The sequence below is a fragment of the Paenibacillus alkalitolerans genome (genome assembly GCF_016482785.1).
GTDB lineage: Bacteria > Bacillota > Bacilli > Paenibacillales > YIM-B00363 > Paenibacillus_AE > Paenibacillus_AE alkalitolerans.
In genome coordinates this window covers 332,963-348,226 of record NZ_JAEMXM010000004.1, presented here as the reverse complement: position 1 = coordinate 348,226, position 15,264 = coordinate 332,963, and the positions used below count along the sequence as shown (strand labels likewise).

Annotated in this window: 12 protein-coding genes, 1 pseudogene and 1 riboswitch; of the genes and pseudogenes, 2 read left to right on the top strand and 11 right to left on the bottom strand. The window is 49.6% G+C overall.

Translation table 11 applies throughout. From position 1 onward, the window contains the following. Positions 1-539 precede the first annotated feature (539 nt). On the bottom strand, positions 540-1,022 hold the full coding sequence (locus JET16_RS10240; RefSeq protein ID WP_199615727.1) for a hypothetical protein: 483 nt from the start codon (positions 1,020-1,022) through the stop codon (positions 540-542). Between the two features lie 167 nt (positions 1,023-1,189). On the opposite strand from JET16_RS10240, the pseudogene JET16_RS10235 reads away from it, so the two are divergent. Continuing rightward, positions 1,190-1,752, top strand: a pseudogene (locus tag JET16_RS10235) (FAD-dependent oxidoreductase). A gap of 349 nt (positions 1,753-2,101) precedes the next feature. Here JET16_RS10235 and JET16_RS10230 read toward each other — a convergent pair. The 8 genes from JET16_RS10230 to JET16_RS10195 all read right to left on the bottom strand — a co-directional run bounded on the left by JET16_RS10230 (position 2,102) and on the right by JET16_RS10195 (position 12,031). Then, positions 2,102-3,514 (bottom strand): NAD-dependent malic enzyme, encoded by a 1,413-nt coding sequence (locus JET16_RS10230; protein WP_199615726.1) that lies wholly within the window; start codon positions 3,512-3,514, stop codon positions 2,102-2,104. A 26-nt stretch (positions 3,515-3,540) separates the two neighbouring features. Beyond that, positions 3,541-4,488, bottom strand: coding sequence for an AEC family transporter (locus JET16_RS10225; protein WP_199615725.1), 948 nt, complete (start codon positions 4,486-4,488; stop codon positions 3,541-3,543). Continuing rightward, a complete protein-coding gene (locus JET16_RS10220) occupies positions 4,485-6,011 on the bottom strand; it encodes a tripartite tricarboxylate transporter permease (protein ID WP_199615724.1) in 1,527 nt (508 codons plus the stop codon). The genes JET16_RS10225 and JET16_RS10220 overlap by 4 nt, the downstream gene beginning before the upstream one ends. A 30-nt stretch (positions 6,012-6,041) precedes the next feature. Beyond that, positions 6,042-6,497 carry a tripartite tricarboxylate transporter TctB family protein gene (locus tag JET16_RS10215; protein WP_199615723.1) on the bottom strand — a complete coding sequence of 152 codons (456 nt, stop codon included), beginning with the start codon at positions 6,495-6,497 and terminating at the stop codon, positions 6,042-6,044. A 63-nt stretch (positions 6,498-6,560) separates the two neighbouring features. Then, on the bottom strand, positions 6,561-7,586 hold the full coding sequence (locus JET16_RS10210; protein ID WP_199615722.1) for a Bug family tripartite tricarboxylate transporter substrate binding protein: 1,026 nt from the start codon (positions 7,584-7,586) through the stop codon (positions 6,561-6,563). Between the two features lie 263 nt (positions 7,587-7,849). Continuing rightward, the gene (cls, locus tag JET16_RS10205) at positions 7,850-9,343 is read right to left on the bottom strand and encodes a cardiolipin synthase (protein ID WP_325176662.1); all 1,494 of its coding nucleotides are present in this window, start codon (positions 9,341-9,343) and stop codon (positions 7,850-7,852) included. Positions 9,344-9,434: 91 nt separating this feature from the next. Next, positions 9,435-9,911 (bottom strand): DinB family protein, encoded by a 477-nt coding sequence (locus JET16_RS10200; RefSeq protein ID WP_199615721.1) that lies wholly within the window; start codon positions 9,909-9,911, stop codon positions 9,435-9,437. A 524-nt stretch (positions 9,912-10,435) separates the two neighbouring features. After that, entirely contained in the window at positions 10,436-12,031 is a 1,596-nt protein-coding gene (locus JET16_RS10195) for an alkaline phosphatase family protein (RefSeq protein ID WP_325176661.1), read from the bottom strand. A 101-nt stretch (positions 12,032-12,132) separates the two neighbouring features. Continuing rightward, positions 12,133-12,300: riboswitch (cyclic di-AMP (ydaO/yuaA leader) on the top strand. A 5-nt stretch (positions 12,301-12,305) separates the two neighbouring features. Here JET16_RS10195 and JET16_RS10190 point away from each other — a divergent pair. Continuing rightward, a complete protein-coding gene (locus tag JET16_RS10190; protein ID WP_407673114.1) occupies positions 12,306-12,842 on the top strand; it encodes a C40 family peptidase in 537 nt (178 codons plus the stop codon). 29 nt (positions 12,843-12,871) lie between these two features. On the opposite strand, the gene JET16_RS10185 is transcribed toward JET16_RS10190, so the two are convergent. Both JET16_RS10185 and JET16_RS10180 read right to left on the bottom strand, forming a co-directional pair. After that, positions 12,872-13,960, bottom strand: a complete 1,089-nt coding sequence (locus tag JET16_RS10185) for a GerAB/ArcD/ProY family transporter (RefSeq protein ID WP_199615720.1) — start codon at positions 13,958-13,960, stop codon at positions 12,872-12,874. Between the two features lie 60 nt (positions 13,961-14,020). Then, a complete protein-coding gene (locus JET16_RS10180; RefSeq protein WP_199615719.1) occupies positions 14,021-15,235 on the bottom strand; it encodes a Ger(x)C family spore germination protein in 1,215 nt (404 codons plus the stop codon). Positions 15,236-15,264: the final 29 nt, after the last annotated feature.

Sequence of the window (15,264 nt, the reverse complement as noted above, 5' to 3'; positions counted from 1 at the left end):
AGTAGATGGGCCGGACCGCCTCATGTGTTAGAGAACACATGTTGCTTACTATAGGCACTTCGATGACACCCCATATATAGTGTATGGAGTAGACGCGGCAAACCCGCATCTACGTTGGTGCATGGAAGATGTTGATGGTAAGAAGCCCCGACTTCAACTTGCGATAGCAAGTAAGTGGGGGAGGTTCACCGTACATCTCGATTAACAGAAAGTAAAAACCCACCCAAAGGTTGCAGCCGAAGGTGGGTTTTTGAGCTTTTATTAACTCGGAAGGAAACCCATCCAAGCCAATTGTACGAGGCCAAGTGTACCTCCACTTGGTCTTTGTTACACCAATGATACCACAATAAAGGCGATCCCAGCAACATACGACTTTAATTGCACACAACTAGATCAAGGAAGGGAGTGTATAATTATTGAACGAAGACTTTTATCTGACGAACTGGCGAAGCGTTCTAGATAACAGAGTTAGCGAAGTCATTGAAAGATTCGGGTAAGGTTGAAGGGGTTAGAGCGCGAATGGTTATGTATAAAATTTCCTATCGAAAGTAAACCTTAAGCTTCGGGCTCTTTTTGGCTTCCTCACTCGCTTTGCGCCACCATGATAACAATTGCTCCAAATCGTCCAGCAAATCGTCCACATTTTGAATAAACACTTGACGCCGGTCGATCGGGATATCTCTCACTTGTTTAAGGACGGAGTCATTCAGATAGGCAGACTGGGGAATTCTCCTTCGAATGCGAGCCAACCGTTCTTCGACGGTGCACTCGCCCAAATCTTTCTTAGGAAGCCCGGCCTTGGCAGGATGCTGTATACAGAATAACTCCCACAATTTTTGAGCTCCTTCTTCCCGACTCGAAACAACCGTAAGCGGATCGCCGTTTGCATATGCCGTCCAATTGGTACTGTTCCGATTGCGAATGATGTGCCCGATGCACCGCTTCGACTCATCATTATTGAAGTATATTAAGCATATCTCACGATTGGGTGAAACCATAAAACTATCGAATTCAAAATCCATACCGTCGCGCCCTCCTTGTCATCTATTGATAGTTTGACCGAAACGGCATAGTTTTAAGCGATGCTGCGGTTGTTTTACTTGCAAAAAGTGCACAAGTTGTTTAAAATAATTTTTGCATAATAAAATTACATAAATATTAATTAAGTTAATTAAAGGAGATGTTGTTGATGTACGATGTCGCCATTATAGGTGCAGGTCCCGCGGGAGCAAGCGCAGCGCTCTTTACGGCCAAAGCCGGCAAGAAAACCGTCATTATCGATAACGACAAGAGCATCACGAAGCGGGCATGGATAGAAAACCATTACGGCGTTATGGAGATTACAGGACCCGATCTTGTGGAAATAGGGAAAAAACAAGCGGCCAAATTCGGTACGGAGTTGATCGAAGACACGGCCGTGAACATTGTGAAGACGGACTCGGGGTTCCAAATATCGACAGAGAGCCGGCAATTCGACGCAAAACACGTCATCATCGCAACGGGGTTAGGCATTGACCTTGCAGAAAAATTGGCTTGCAAACGAAACCGGGCACGGAGCCCAGAATAAAAACGGTATTGGCCGCGGATGCGGACGGGAAGACAAACATTCCCGGCATTTGGGCCGCAGGGACGGTTGCCGGAGTGAGCGTTCATACGATCATTACGGCGGGCGACGGCGCGAAAGTGGCCATTAATGTAATCAGCGAATTAAACGGCGAGCGCTACGTCGACCATGATGTACTGAAAGCTTAAATACAAACAAGAAGCCTCCGACTCCACTCTCACAGTGGTTTTGGAGGCTTCATCATTATTTGAAGGCGGGCGTGTAAGGTCAATTATTGACCCTATTGTCCGCAATAGGCTGAAAAATTGACCCTATCATCTTTAGCGGAGTTTGGAAATAAGCGGCGAACAACACTTTAGGGTCAAAAATTGAGCTTATTTGCACGAATAATCGGCACAAAAAAAGAAATAGGGTCAAAAACTGACCCTATGATGGAAGATAGGGTCAGTTTTTGACCTAATGATGCCATGGTCCGCCGGGGGCGGAGCCGCGTCTCGTTCTGCGCCGCCGGGGGGCGGAGCAGCGTCTCGTCCCGCGTCACCGCGGGCGGCGGCGTGCCACGCCGTCCTCGACGGCGGCCGCCACAACGGCATCCTTCACTTTATCCGCCACCGTCTGGTTGAACACGCTGGGGATGATATAGTGCTCGTTCAATTCCTCTTCCGTCACCACGGAGGCGATTGCCTGCGCGGCGGCCAGCTTCATCCGTTCGGTCACGCGGGAAGCCCGGCAATCCAATACGCCCCGGAACAGGCCGGGAAAGCAAAGAACATTGTTGATTTGATTCGGATAATCGGATCTGCCTGTCGCCATGACGCGAACGTAACCCTCCGCTTCTTCCGGAGAAATTTCCGGCATCGGATTCGCCATCGCGAACACGATCGGGTCCGCTGCCATCCGCTTCACATCTTCCACCGTAAGCACACCCGGTCCCGACACGCCGATGAAGATGTCCGCGCCGGCGATCACATCCGATAACGTTCCTTGCTCCAGGTTCGGATTCGTGTGCTCGGCGTACCAATTCCACGCTTCGTGCTCATACCGCCCACCCCGAACCAAAGCGCCGTGACGATCGACGCCGATAATGTTCTTCACGCCCGCCGCAAGCAATATCTTCGTGCAAGCGATACCGGCCGCCCCGACACCGCACAATACGACCTTGCAATCCTCCAACCGCTTGCCGACAACCTTCACCGCATTGTAAATCCCGGCCAACAATACGACCGCCGTTCCGTGCTGATCGTCGTGAAACACGGGGATGTCCAATTCCGCCACGAGACGTTCCTCGATTTCAAAGCAGCGGGGCGAAGATATGTCCTCCAGGTTGATGCCGCCGAACGCCGGAGCGAGAAGCTTGATCGTCCGGATCAGCTCCTCCGTATCCTGCGTGTCCAAACAAATCGGAAACGCGTCGACGCCCGCAAGCTGCTTAAACAGCATCGCCTTCCCTTCCATCACGGGCATGGCCGCCAACGGGCCGATGTTCCCGAGCCCGAGGACGGCGGAACCGTCGGAAACGACGGCGATCGTGTTTCTCTTAATTGTGAGCGAATGCGCCCGGTGCGGCTGCTCGTGAATCGCCATGCATACGCGCGCCACGCCGGGAGTATACACGCGGGACAGATCGTCGCGCGTCTTGATGGCGATCTTCGGCGTTACTTCGATTTTCCCGCCAAGATGCAGCAGGAACGTCTGGTCCGACACCTGCAGCACCTTGACGCCGTCCATCGAGTTCAAAACGCTCTCAATCACCTTGCTTTGCAGCGAGTCCATCAAATTCACCGTAATGTCGCGCACCGTAACCGTCTTGCCCGGACGGTTCACATCAACCGCAACGATGTCGCCTCCGGCTTCGCCGATGGCGGTGGCGATTTGGCCGAACGCCGCTTTCTCTTTATCGATCTCTAACCGCAATACAATGCTTGTACTTGCGCCGGCAGGTATTGACACTCTCTCCACATCCTTAGCTTGCATATTTACCATATGATTTGCGCCGCGTAGATGCACAAGGTTACCGTCAACGAACTGATTACAGTCGTGAACAGAACCAGCTGAGCGGCCAAATCGGGACTTGTTTCGTATTCCAACGCGATTAGCGCGCTGTTTCGCGATACGGGAAAAGAACTTGCAATGAATAAAGCCTGCGCAATAATTCCTTTCCATCCGAACAAAAAGATAAGCGCCAATGCGACAACAGGTGACAAGACAAGCCTCCCGAACACTCCGAGAAACAACCGTCCGCTCACCTTCCGCATATCCAACCCGGAAAGCTGCGCTCCGAGAGTGAGCAGAGCGATGGCGAGGAACGCGTCTGAAACGTCCTCCACCGGCTTCCATACGACCTCCGGAATATGAACGTCGAACAGCCTGAAAAGCATCGCCGCGACAAGCGCGTAGACGACCGGCAGCTGCAGCATTTTCCAAATGCCCGCCTTCCCGCCTTCACCGCTATCGCCGGCTTTTCCATTGCCGCCGGAAATCGAATGATAAATGCCGAATGTATAGGTATAAATATTTTGGACGACCGAAATCGTCACTTGGATCGCCATGCCCAACGGCTGGTGCGCAAACACCATTTCGCTTACGGGCAGCCCGTAATTTCCTTGATTGCTTAAAATAAATCCGTTCCGGATGACAGCAGCCTGTCCGCCGCCGTCCCGCCAATTGCGCACAACGACCCATGCGGTTACGGACAATACCGCGTTAAGCAGCAGCCAAAAACCGATTGCCGCCCCCGCGGTTCCGATATTCATTTCGCTTTCGTACAGCTTCACAAAGCATACGGCGGGAAGCAAGTAATAATTGTTCAATTTGGACAGCGTCTGCATGTCGAAACGGAACTTTCGCTGCATCAAAACTCCGCAACCTGCCAACAGGAAAAACGGCACCATCACATTTTGGGCGATCAGCCAAAATACGCTCATCCCTCTTCATTCACAATGACTTTCTTGCCTTTTTTCTTCAACACCAACGGCACCGCCATCCACAAGAACGCAATGATCAAGAATACCAACGACACCGGTTTTTGCAGGAAGATCATGAAGTCCCCGTTCGAAATCGTCAACGCTCTGCGCATGTTATTTTCGATCATCGGCCCCAACACCAATCCGAGAACAAGCGGGGCGACGGGAAAGTCGTTTTTCGTCAATAAATAACCTACAACGCCGCAGCCGATCAACAGCATTAAATCGAACGTCGTATATTGAACCGCATAAACGCCGAAGACGGATATTGCGACGATTATCGGCAGCAAGTATTTGGCGGGAGTTTGAATGATTTTCGCAAAAATTTTGACCAACGGCATATTCAATATCAGGAGCATTAAGTTGCCGATGAACATACTCGCGATAAGTCCCCAGGCAATCTTGGGATGATCCGAAAATAACAGCGGGCCGGGCTGAACATTGTACATAATGAGCGCGCCCATCAGAATGGCGGTCGTTCCCGATCCCGGGATGCCCAAGGTCAGCAGCGGAATCATCGCTCCGCCCGATGCGCCGTTGTTTGCCGATTCCGGACCGGCAACGCCCTCAATCGCACCTTGACCGAACTTGCTTGGATTTTTGTTGATTTTCTTCTCCATGATATAGGAAAAGAATGACGCGAGCGTCGCTCCCGCTCCCGGCAAAACGCCGATAAGAAAACCGAACAGCGAGCCTCTCATAATGGGACCCGAGCTTTCTTTCAAATCTTTCTTTGTGGGCAAAATGCGTCCGACTTTCGCAATCGATCCGCCTTCCGCATCCTTATCTAAAATCGTCTTGAACACTTCCCCAAGCGCGAACAAACCTACAGCCACAGTTAAAAATTCCAAACCGGAATACAACACCGGAATATCGTAAGTAAACCGCGCTACGCCGGATACGTTATCGATACCGATGGTAGCGAGCAGCAATCCGAATACGGTCATCATCAACGCCTTCGTCATCGACTTTCCGGCCAGCCCGCTAACCGCGCATAATCCCAATATCATTAATGAAAAATATTCCGCGGGACCAAAGGAAAGAGCTACTTCCGCCAGCGGATTGGCAAGCAAAACGAGCCCGATCAACGAGATGATGCCCGCTACGAAAGATCCGATCGCGGCTATCGAAAGCGCAGCTCCGGCACGCCCTTGCCGCGCCATCTGATACCCGTCCAAAGCGGTTACCACCGACGACGATTCGCCCGGCGTATTCAACAGAATCGATGTCGTGGAGCCTCCGTACATGGCGCCGTAATATACCCCGGCGAGCAGAATAATTGCGCTTACCGCAGCCGATTCCGGATCTTGTCCGCCCGTCATCGAGGCCGTCACCGGGATCAACAGCGCTACGCCGCTCATCGGCCCGATGCCCGGCAGCACGCCGACGGCCGTTCCGATCAATACGCCGACAAATGCGAAAGCCAAGTTATGCCACTGCAGCGCCTCCGCAAAGCCGTTCATCAAAAATTGCAACGTTTCCATGATGTATTAACTCACCTCCCGCTGTCTGTTTTATCGAAACCATACCGGCAGCCCCGGAAGCGATCCTTGGAGCACTTCTACGAACAAATAGTATACTCCGATGGAAAAGGCGCCGGAGATAACAAGCGTTTTCCACCACCCGCCTCGTTCCATAACTTGAAACGACAATGCGAGGAAAGCAAATGTAGTAATGACATAACCGATCGGTTCGAGCAGCAGAGCATATGCGACGGCGGCGCCGAGAATGATGAAGAACCGTTTATAATCAAGCCCTTCCTTCTTATTAGCCTTATCGGGGTAACGGAATGTTTCGTAGAATAACCTTGCGCTTAGCAGCAGCAAAATGATCCCAAGCCCCAGCGGAAATATATTCGGACCGACGTTGCTGCCGTAAGCGCTCGTGGAGATATTTCTGCTCTCCATAACGAACGCCGCCCCAACGATGAACATCGCCACGCTGGCGTATCTGTCGAATGTTTTGTTCATACGTGGTCCTCCTTTCTAGTGAACGAGGGAGAAGAGACTTCTCTTCTCCCCGCTGTCAAATCATTATTTCGCCATTCCCAGCGCAGTCAGCAATTCGATAATCAACTTGTCTTGCTCAGCCAAGAATGCGCTGAACTGCTCCGAAGCCTTATACTCGCTTTCCCAAGCGTTCGCTTGAAGCTCGGTTTTCCACGCGTCGTTCTCCGAAAGCTCCTTCAACTTCGCATCCCAAAATTTCTTCGCGTCTTCAGACATTTCTTTCGGACCGAACACGCCGCGCCAAATCGTGAATTCCGCATCGACGTCTTGCTCTTTGAACGTCGGAAGGTCTTTGAAATCGCCGCTCAGACGTTCGCTTGCGCTAATTCCGAGAACCTTCACTTTGCCCGCTTTGAGGAATTCGCCAACACCGGAAACGTCCGTCGCGATGACGTCGGCCGATCCGCCGAGCAGAGCGGCTACCGCTTCCCCGCCTCCGTCATACGATACGTACTTCACTTGTTTCGGATCGATCCCGTATTTAAATGCGGGAAGAACGGCCAGCAAGTGGTCCATGGAACCCGGAGCGGAACCGCCGGCTACCGTAATCTTGGAAGGGTCGGCTTTGATCGCATCCAACAAGCTCTTTAAATCGTTGTATTGAGAGTCCGCTTTTACGACGATCGCGCCGTAGTCTTTCGTCAATTGCGCAAGCGGCGTAGTGTCTTTGTACCCGTAAGGGCTGTTGCCTTCTTTCTTGCCGTTGTTGATCAGAATCGGAGGAGAGCTGACGAACAATTTGTAATCGTTCTTCTTATCCTGAGTTACATACTCGGCCAAAAATACCGCCCCGCCGCCGCCCGGTTTATTCTCCACAGTGATGGACTTCTCCACCAGCTTCGTCTCGCTCATCACCTTCGCAAGCGATCTGGCGGTCTTATCCCAGCCGCCGCCCGCTCCGGACGGAGCCACTACCGTAATCGCTTTCTCCGGATACGACGATGCGGCGGCTTCCGGCTCGCTTCCGCCGGCGCTTTGCTTCCCGGTCGAACATGCAGCCAATGAAACGGCTAGAACGCTTGCAAGGATTACTGCCGAAATCTTTTTCATATTTTTGAAATCCCCCTATGAGCTAAAATGATTGCGCTTTCTTGTAAGCGCTATCTCACTGTAACAAAAAAAAAAGACCGCTCCTAGTTTGCGGTCATAAATTGACTAAACGTTATATTAATCATTTTGTTCATAAAATTTACGGCCGTTATAAGAAAAACTTCTTCGAAGTAATTCAAGGAAGCCAGACCGCGATTAGAGGAAGTTTTTCTTGAAACATAAGAATTTACCTTTTCATTCCTGAAAAATTACAAATTCTTATGTTATAAAATCGGCGAGAGCAGCCGGGTGCACGATTCCCTGAATTTATGAATCCGGGGTCTCGCTTGATAATCTTTATACGTCAGTTGACGGCTGTCCGCCATATCCGCTTCGAAAACCGACTTCAATCGGGCGGCGGTCTCCGTATTGTAAATTACGGCGTTCACTTCGAAATCCAGTCTAAAACTGCGAATATCGATATTGGCCGTTCCGACGGAAGCCGCTTTGCCGTCCACTACAATCGTCTTCGCGTGAAGGAAGCCTTTTTCATACAAATAACATTTCATTCCGACGCGCAGCAATTCGCCGAGATAAGAATACGACGCCCAATACACCAGCTTGTAATCCGGTTTCTTCGGGATCATCAACCGAACGTCCACACCCGACAGCACAGCCATCTTCAAAGCCGTCAACACGCTGTCATCCGGAATAAAATAAGGCGTCTGTATATAGATGCTTTCTTTGGCGGAATGAATCAACTTGATATACGCGTTCCGGATATGCTCCACCGGATCGTTAGGGCCGCTCGATATGATTTGGACACCCACATTCCCGATAAAATCTTCCGCAGGAAACAAGCTCGGATCCCATTCCATCATAACAGTCGACGCCAAATTCCAATCCGACATAAATCGCATCTGCATCTGATGAACCGCACGACCCGTGATCCGAAGATGCGTGTCCCTCCAATAGCCGAACCTTGGGCTCAATCCGAGATATTCGTCTCCGACATTAAACCCGCCCACATATCCGTATTTTCCGTCAACAATGACTAATTTACGATGGTTCCGGTAGTTCAGCCGCATGTTCAAATACCGGATTTTGGACGGAAAGAAGGCGGCGGCTTGGCCGCCCGCTTCAATGAAATTTTTGAAGAAGCTTTTATCCAGCGAGGAGCTTCCGATATGGTCGTATAGAAACCGGACCTGTACCCCTTCTCTTGCCTTCTCGGTCAACACCCGCATCAGACGGTTCCCCAGACGGTCGTTCCGGACAATGAAATACATCAGATGAACGTGCCGTTCCGCCTGAATTATCGTTCGGATCAGCGATTCGAACTTTTCATTCCCGTCCGTAAATATTTCAACATCGTTGTCCTGCGTAAAGAGCGCGGAGCCGCTCGTCAAATTCATATAGATCATGTCCCGGTATTGAACGGTGGAGGGGTCGTTGAATCGAATGTTTCCGCGACGGAGCTCGAATCTTTGCGTATCGATCAAACCGGCGAGCATTGTTTCGCTTTCTTTGTTGATGTTGTATAGCTTCCTCTTGCTCAAGTTTTGTCCGAGAATAAGGTACAGTAAAAATCCGGCCACGGGGAGGAAGAAGAGCACCATCAACCACGCCCACGTCGCAGCTACATTTCTTCTTTCCAGGAAAATGACCGCGACGGCGAGCCCCAAGTTCAGGACCGTAATGACGGTGAACAAATTTTGCAAATATGACATTGCCTGCGCTTTAATCGCTTTGTCGGGATTTCGAACGTACGGTTTCATGATGGAGTTTCAAATGTAACCTCTCCCTTTAACGGACCTAAGATTACATTCTCCCTATTCCATGAAGATCATTCGCTCCCAACTTCTCATTTCAATCCCAGATTTTGGGCCGTTCAATACCCGCCATCCGCATGTATTGAAGAAATTGGCCCGCATGCACTGAGTCGTGGTATGCAATGCGAAGCAGCATATCTCCGAGTCCGCGGCGGTAGCCGGCATCGCTGCGGTCGATAATCCTTGTTTCCATATCTTCATCGGTCAAGGAAGACACATAACGAATAAAGTCGTCGAAATATGTTTGCGCTCGTTCGGTTTCTTGTTCAACGCTTTCGATGGGATCGTTCTCAAACGGCACAGACGGATATTCTTTAAGCGAACCGTTGTTAATCACGATCAAATGATACAAATAAGTCGATGTCCCGACGTGCCTGATCATCTCGCCGAAGGACATTGCTTCCTCGTCGGGCCTCCAGGACAACCGCTCGTCCGGAAGCGACCTCCAGAGCTTAATCGAGCGCCGCCGCGTCTCTTGCAAATTAAACACAATTGCGTCTACTGCCGTTTTCATTGAACATCTCCTTTTACATAAAGACATTCCGTGCCTATCTGTTATAAGAAAAACTTTTATCGAAGTACATTCAAGGATGAGCGACCGCGAGTAAGAGGAAGTTTTTCTTGGTAAAGAATTTACTCATTTCCTGCTAAAGCAGAAAACTTATAAATTCTTTATCGTTAAGAAAAACTTCTTCGAAGTAACTTCAAGGAAGCAAGACCGCGATTAGAGGAAGTTTTTCTTGGTAAAGAATTTACTCATTTCCTGCTAAAGCAGAAAACTTATAAATTCTTTATCGTTAAGAAACACTTCTTCGAAGTAACTTCAAGGAAGCAAGACCGCGAGTAGAGGAAGTTTTTCTTGAAACATAAGAATTTACCTTTTCATTAACTGAAAACTTTTAATTCTTATGTTATAACAAAGTGTTCCAGGAGAGGTCAATGCCGGAAGCATATACGCCACAAGAACCGATCACTTTAATTCAGAAAATATCTTACGAAAAAGAGCGCCGGATTTCGCCGGCGCCTCAGTTTTCGTCATTATTTGATTAGAAGCTTCTCGATGTAATTTTTAATGTCCACGATTCGATGATGCTCCAGATCTTGGTTAGTTCCGCAAATAATGATCGGAACGAGCGATTCCGTCCGGTGCAAAGAACCGTGTCCACCGCCCCCACGGTGTTTCGGGGAGCTTCGGTCCGCAAATTCGTATCCTTCTTTGGGGGTCACGGCAAGAAACCGTCCTTCATGGGAGTTCAGCGCGCCGAATAATCTTTGAAGCGCATCCGGATAATCGCCGTATTTCAACCGGTTGCGGTCGTCAAACTCCACATCGGCAACGTCCGGATTCCCGTCCAATGTCCATCTTTGACCGTATATGTCGGGCACCGGGCCGTTCTTCTTGTAACGAAAAGCTCCGGAGACGCCGTTGCGGACTACATGGATCCAGTCTCCTTCCTTCCATGCCGCGAGATCGATCCGCGGTTCTTTCATCAATTGTGCGCTCAACTGGCGCAGCGAGCGCTTCGGATCCAATTGATACACATAAGCCATCGTTTCATTCACCGCGAGCACGATTTTCGTATTCTCGTCGGCGGAAGCTCCCGGTCGAAGAATCCCGTCATCTCCAAGCAGCTTGTGCAGCTCGATGACCGGCTGCCGGCCCGTCGGCCGCAATTGCGACATGCCGCTGTCGCCGGCGATGATGATAACCGCTTCTTGCAGCGCCTTATCGATTGAACCGAACGATTGAAGGAACGAATTCAACTGCTCGTCCAGCTTGGCCGGTCCTCCCAAATCTCCCGGTCCTCTTCGGTGCAGCCGCTTATCGAGATCCGGCAAATACATGAACAGAAAATCGGGCAATTGACCGGTTTCAATCAGGTGGCTTGCAACCTCGAAGGAATAATCGCTATTTAATCCGAGCTTCGCCGTCATGCCGTCGGGCAGTTGTCTTATTCCTTCGAGCGGATTGGCAAAGACGCCCAAAGAAAGCAATGCGGGGCCGTTGACATTCAAATGCTTCGGCAAAGCAGTCGTCGTATGCATCCATGGGGGGATCGTCAATGTATGCTCCGTACTTCCCCGAAAAATGAGCCCGTTGATGGAGCCTGATGTCAGACCGTGTTTAGCCAGCGTTTCGTGAATCGTTTCCGTACTTGGATTCAAATGTTTTCCGTTCAGGTTGATAAATGCGTCGGTAAGCACCGTATTCAAGCCTTGTCTGATCTCTTCCATGAAGCCGGTGCCGTAATTTACGAGCCGTTTTTCATCCGATGAATACCATATCAGTCCCGGAACCCTGTGTTTATCGGGATAAGTTCCGGTGAGCATCGAGCTGTCGATCGTCACCGACATTGTCGGAAATGAACTGACCACGTCCTTGTGGTAAATTCCGTTGTCGATCAAGTATTTGAAAGTCGGCAGTATATTTTGCTTCAAGCCTTGGTCAACCGCTTGATACATCAACGAATCCGCAACGATCAAAATCACTTTCTTCGAGGCATTGCCGCGTTTGGACTTGGCTTCCAACAAATCGCCGTTGTGTTCCGTTCCTCTTCCCAGACAGCCGGAAACCAAAGCGATCATTATGAAAAATATGAGAGTTTGCGCCATCTTCCGCATCGTGAAGTTCACCCCGTATCCTCCGCAGATATGTAGATTATTCCTCGGCGGCAGTAAATATTATACGCAATTTCCAACAATCATATATTTTCTTATAAAAAGGAGCATGTTAGGGTTTTTATAGGCCGAAACTTCACAAACAAATTCTGAAGTGCGGGGGACTTATTTATTACGGCTGCGTCAAGTTTGACGCTCCGTACGGGGTGAATCGCAATCGCGAAGGGTTGTCTCCTCAATCCGAACCCGGCAACTAACCTCGCAGGCTGACAAAAGGAGGAAGAAGCAATTGAATATTAGAAAGATGATTGTCGCGGCAGCACTGGTCGCGCTCATTGCCGGCTTTGCCTTGCCCTTCCAAGACGGACAAGCCTTTGCGCATTCAAATAAAGTAGAGAAAGTTATTGACGCCGGCTTAAAATATTGGGGTACGCCTTATGAGTTCGGCTCCGACCGTTCGAGCACAAGAACGTTCGACTGTTCGGATTTCACCCAACAAGCCTTCCTGGAAGGCGCTGGTGTTAAGATACCAAGCGATTCCAGAAAGCAAGCCGGTTACGTCAAAGACATCGGCGACACTTCAACGAACTGGAAAAATCTCGAGCGCGGAGACCTGATGTTCTTTATGTCGTATAAGGGCTCTGACAAATCGGATTACAGCCGATATAACAAGTCCGCACAGCGGATTACCCACGTGGGCATCTACTTGGGTAACGGAAAAATATTGCACACGTATTCGAATGATGCAGGCGGCGTAACCATTAGCGAGATTGAAGGAACGCATTGGGAGTACCGGTTTATTTTCGGCGGGAGCGCGTTGAAATAAGCAAGAAAGCGGGGCTTGAACACAACCGTTCAAGTGCCTCGCTTGCTTCCTCTGATCAACATTACAACAAAGAGAAAAGCGGGGATAGCCGCTAAAAATATCGGATTGCTCCTGTATTTTACCGCAACGATGTCCGCAACCTCCAAATGAGTCTGCCATCTGGCCGGAAAGAACGACGCGGCATAGATGACGGCGCCGACAGGCAAAATAAATTTTCTGTAATCCGCGTGAAATAACTGTCCGAGTCCAAGGATCGCCGCCAAATACCATAAAGCCGCTTTGAAAAATATCCCCACAAAAAACAGCATAATAATTACAGCGTCAAACCGTTCGAATACTTCTGCAATCTGTATCAATTGTACGGTTTGGAGCAAAGGTACCGTGCTGATTGCCGCGTAATGAGGACCCAAAACGGCAATATTAATGATGTTCATAATGAGAATGACTGTCCCGGATACAAAATAAGCTCGAATCGACGTTTTCGCCATCGCCTTTTTCTCGTCCAACCGGCTCCAGAACATGAGAAACACGATCATTTGCCCGAACGGAAACCAAATCGTTTCATCAACAGCCTCCTTCAATATCGGGTTGATTCCGTTTTCCAGGATGGGAAGAAGTCGTTCCATGTGCACATTTCCCGATGTGAAGTTCATTACAATCAACAATGCATAAAAACCGACTACCCCAGCCACTACAAATTCGGCCACCCGAAAAAAAACTTCGATCCCTTGGAAAAACGAATAAACCGCCAACGCCATCACGATCAACATAATAAGAGAAATGGGCGTGTCGGGAAGAACGGTCATGACCGTAAGATCGCCGAAGTCCCGCACATTTCGGTAAGATTCGTAAGAGAAAAAGATCACATACATAACTGCGAAAATTGTTCCTATTACAGATCCGAAATAGCGGATAAAGATTTGAGTCAAATTTTTGTCCGGTTCCCGGTGCTGAATTTCCATCAAGAGCAGCAGCAGAAATAATCCGGAGAGGAGACCGGCAAGAACCGTCAGCCATGAGTCTTGTTTTGCTTTAATTCCCAATTGAAATAAAGGAGTACTCCCGATTTGAAACAAGACGATCATTGCTCCCAGCTGATATTTGCTTAACCTCTCCATTCCGGACCTCCATTGCTGCATATTTTCGTTATCGCGGACAACCTTCAGTTGCCTATTTTCTCATTCTTTATTGCCGGACAATTTGGACGCCGAGTTATTGATCATTCCGGTTCGGCGAATCGTTACCTTTACGGCAACGTCCAATTGAATTTCCATGAACTCTTGTTCCCACTCCTTGCTGAGCTTCTTCCACGCTCGCGGATATGCTTTGTGAAATGCGTCGCCGAAGCCCAACGCATCGGCTTTCAGCTTTTTCGCCGCATTGAACGTTTGCTCCACATCGTCTTTGATTTGCGTGCGGATCTGTTTCTCCAGCTTCCCCAAATTTTTGGCCTTCGTTAAATCGAGTTTGCACGTCGTTTCAATTAAAGTGCCTTTCGCGGCAATATCAACGGACATAAACAGCTTTCCGTCCGATATTTTCGGCTTTAATCTCGTTTCTGCCTGTTCGACCATGAATGATGACAGCTCTTCCATTCGCTCTCTTTCTTTGCAAGGGAACGCCAGAACCGTGTTTTCCATGCGATTCGTTATCCAAGCCAAGCCTATGCTTTCATTCCGGGAAAACCAGCCCGCAAGCTTATCTTTCTTGAATACTCCCGTTCGATCCAACTTCAATGCAGCGGCTTTTCGGGTTACTTTCAGCGCGTCCAAAGACTTTTGCCGTTCCCAATCCCCTGAAATTTTGATTTCGGGCAATGTGGCGTTGGCGGCAGGGTTCGCAAGAGTGGTGATAAACTCATGCAGTCTCGATTGGACAATATTCGTTTGCCGTTCCGCCACCCCTTCAATCAAATTGTCCATCGCGTTGCCAGGGAATTTCTCCAATGGCAATAAAACTTCCAACACCCTTCTCGCTTCTCCGTCATGAAGGAGAAGATGCACGGTTTCCCTGTTTTCGTTATCCCTTAAGAAAGCGTCCACAAGCTCGCGCACTCCCCTTTTTGCGGCACGCTCCCCGATAACGACAACGCGGTTATGCGGAAAAAACAGAGCGCGAGGCAGCTCGAATCTGGCTTTCTGGGCCGACACCGCTAACGTCTTCCCCGTCGTGGAAAAAGTCATGACGGGAGTTTGGGCGCCTCCGCCTCCGGCTTTCGCATTGATCGACTCCGGTATGATCACTTGAAAGGAGGTTACCCATTCGTTCTTATCGTTCAGATCGACGGCCATCGCGTTAATAATGGCAAGCTCGTTCATTTCCTTTCGGTTCCAGCAGCCGCTCGCGGCCAGTGAAACGATAAGAAACAAAAGCGGAACGAACCGTCGTCTCATATATCGATCCCCCCGTTTTATTCAGTCAT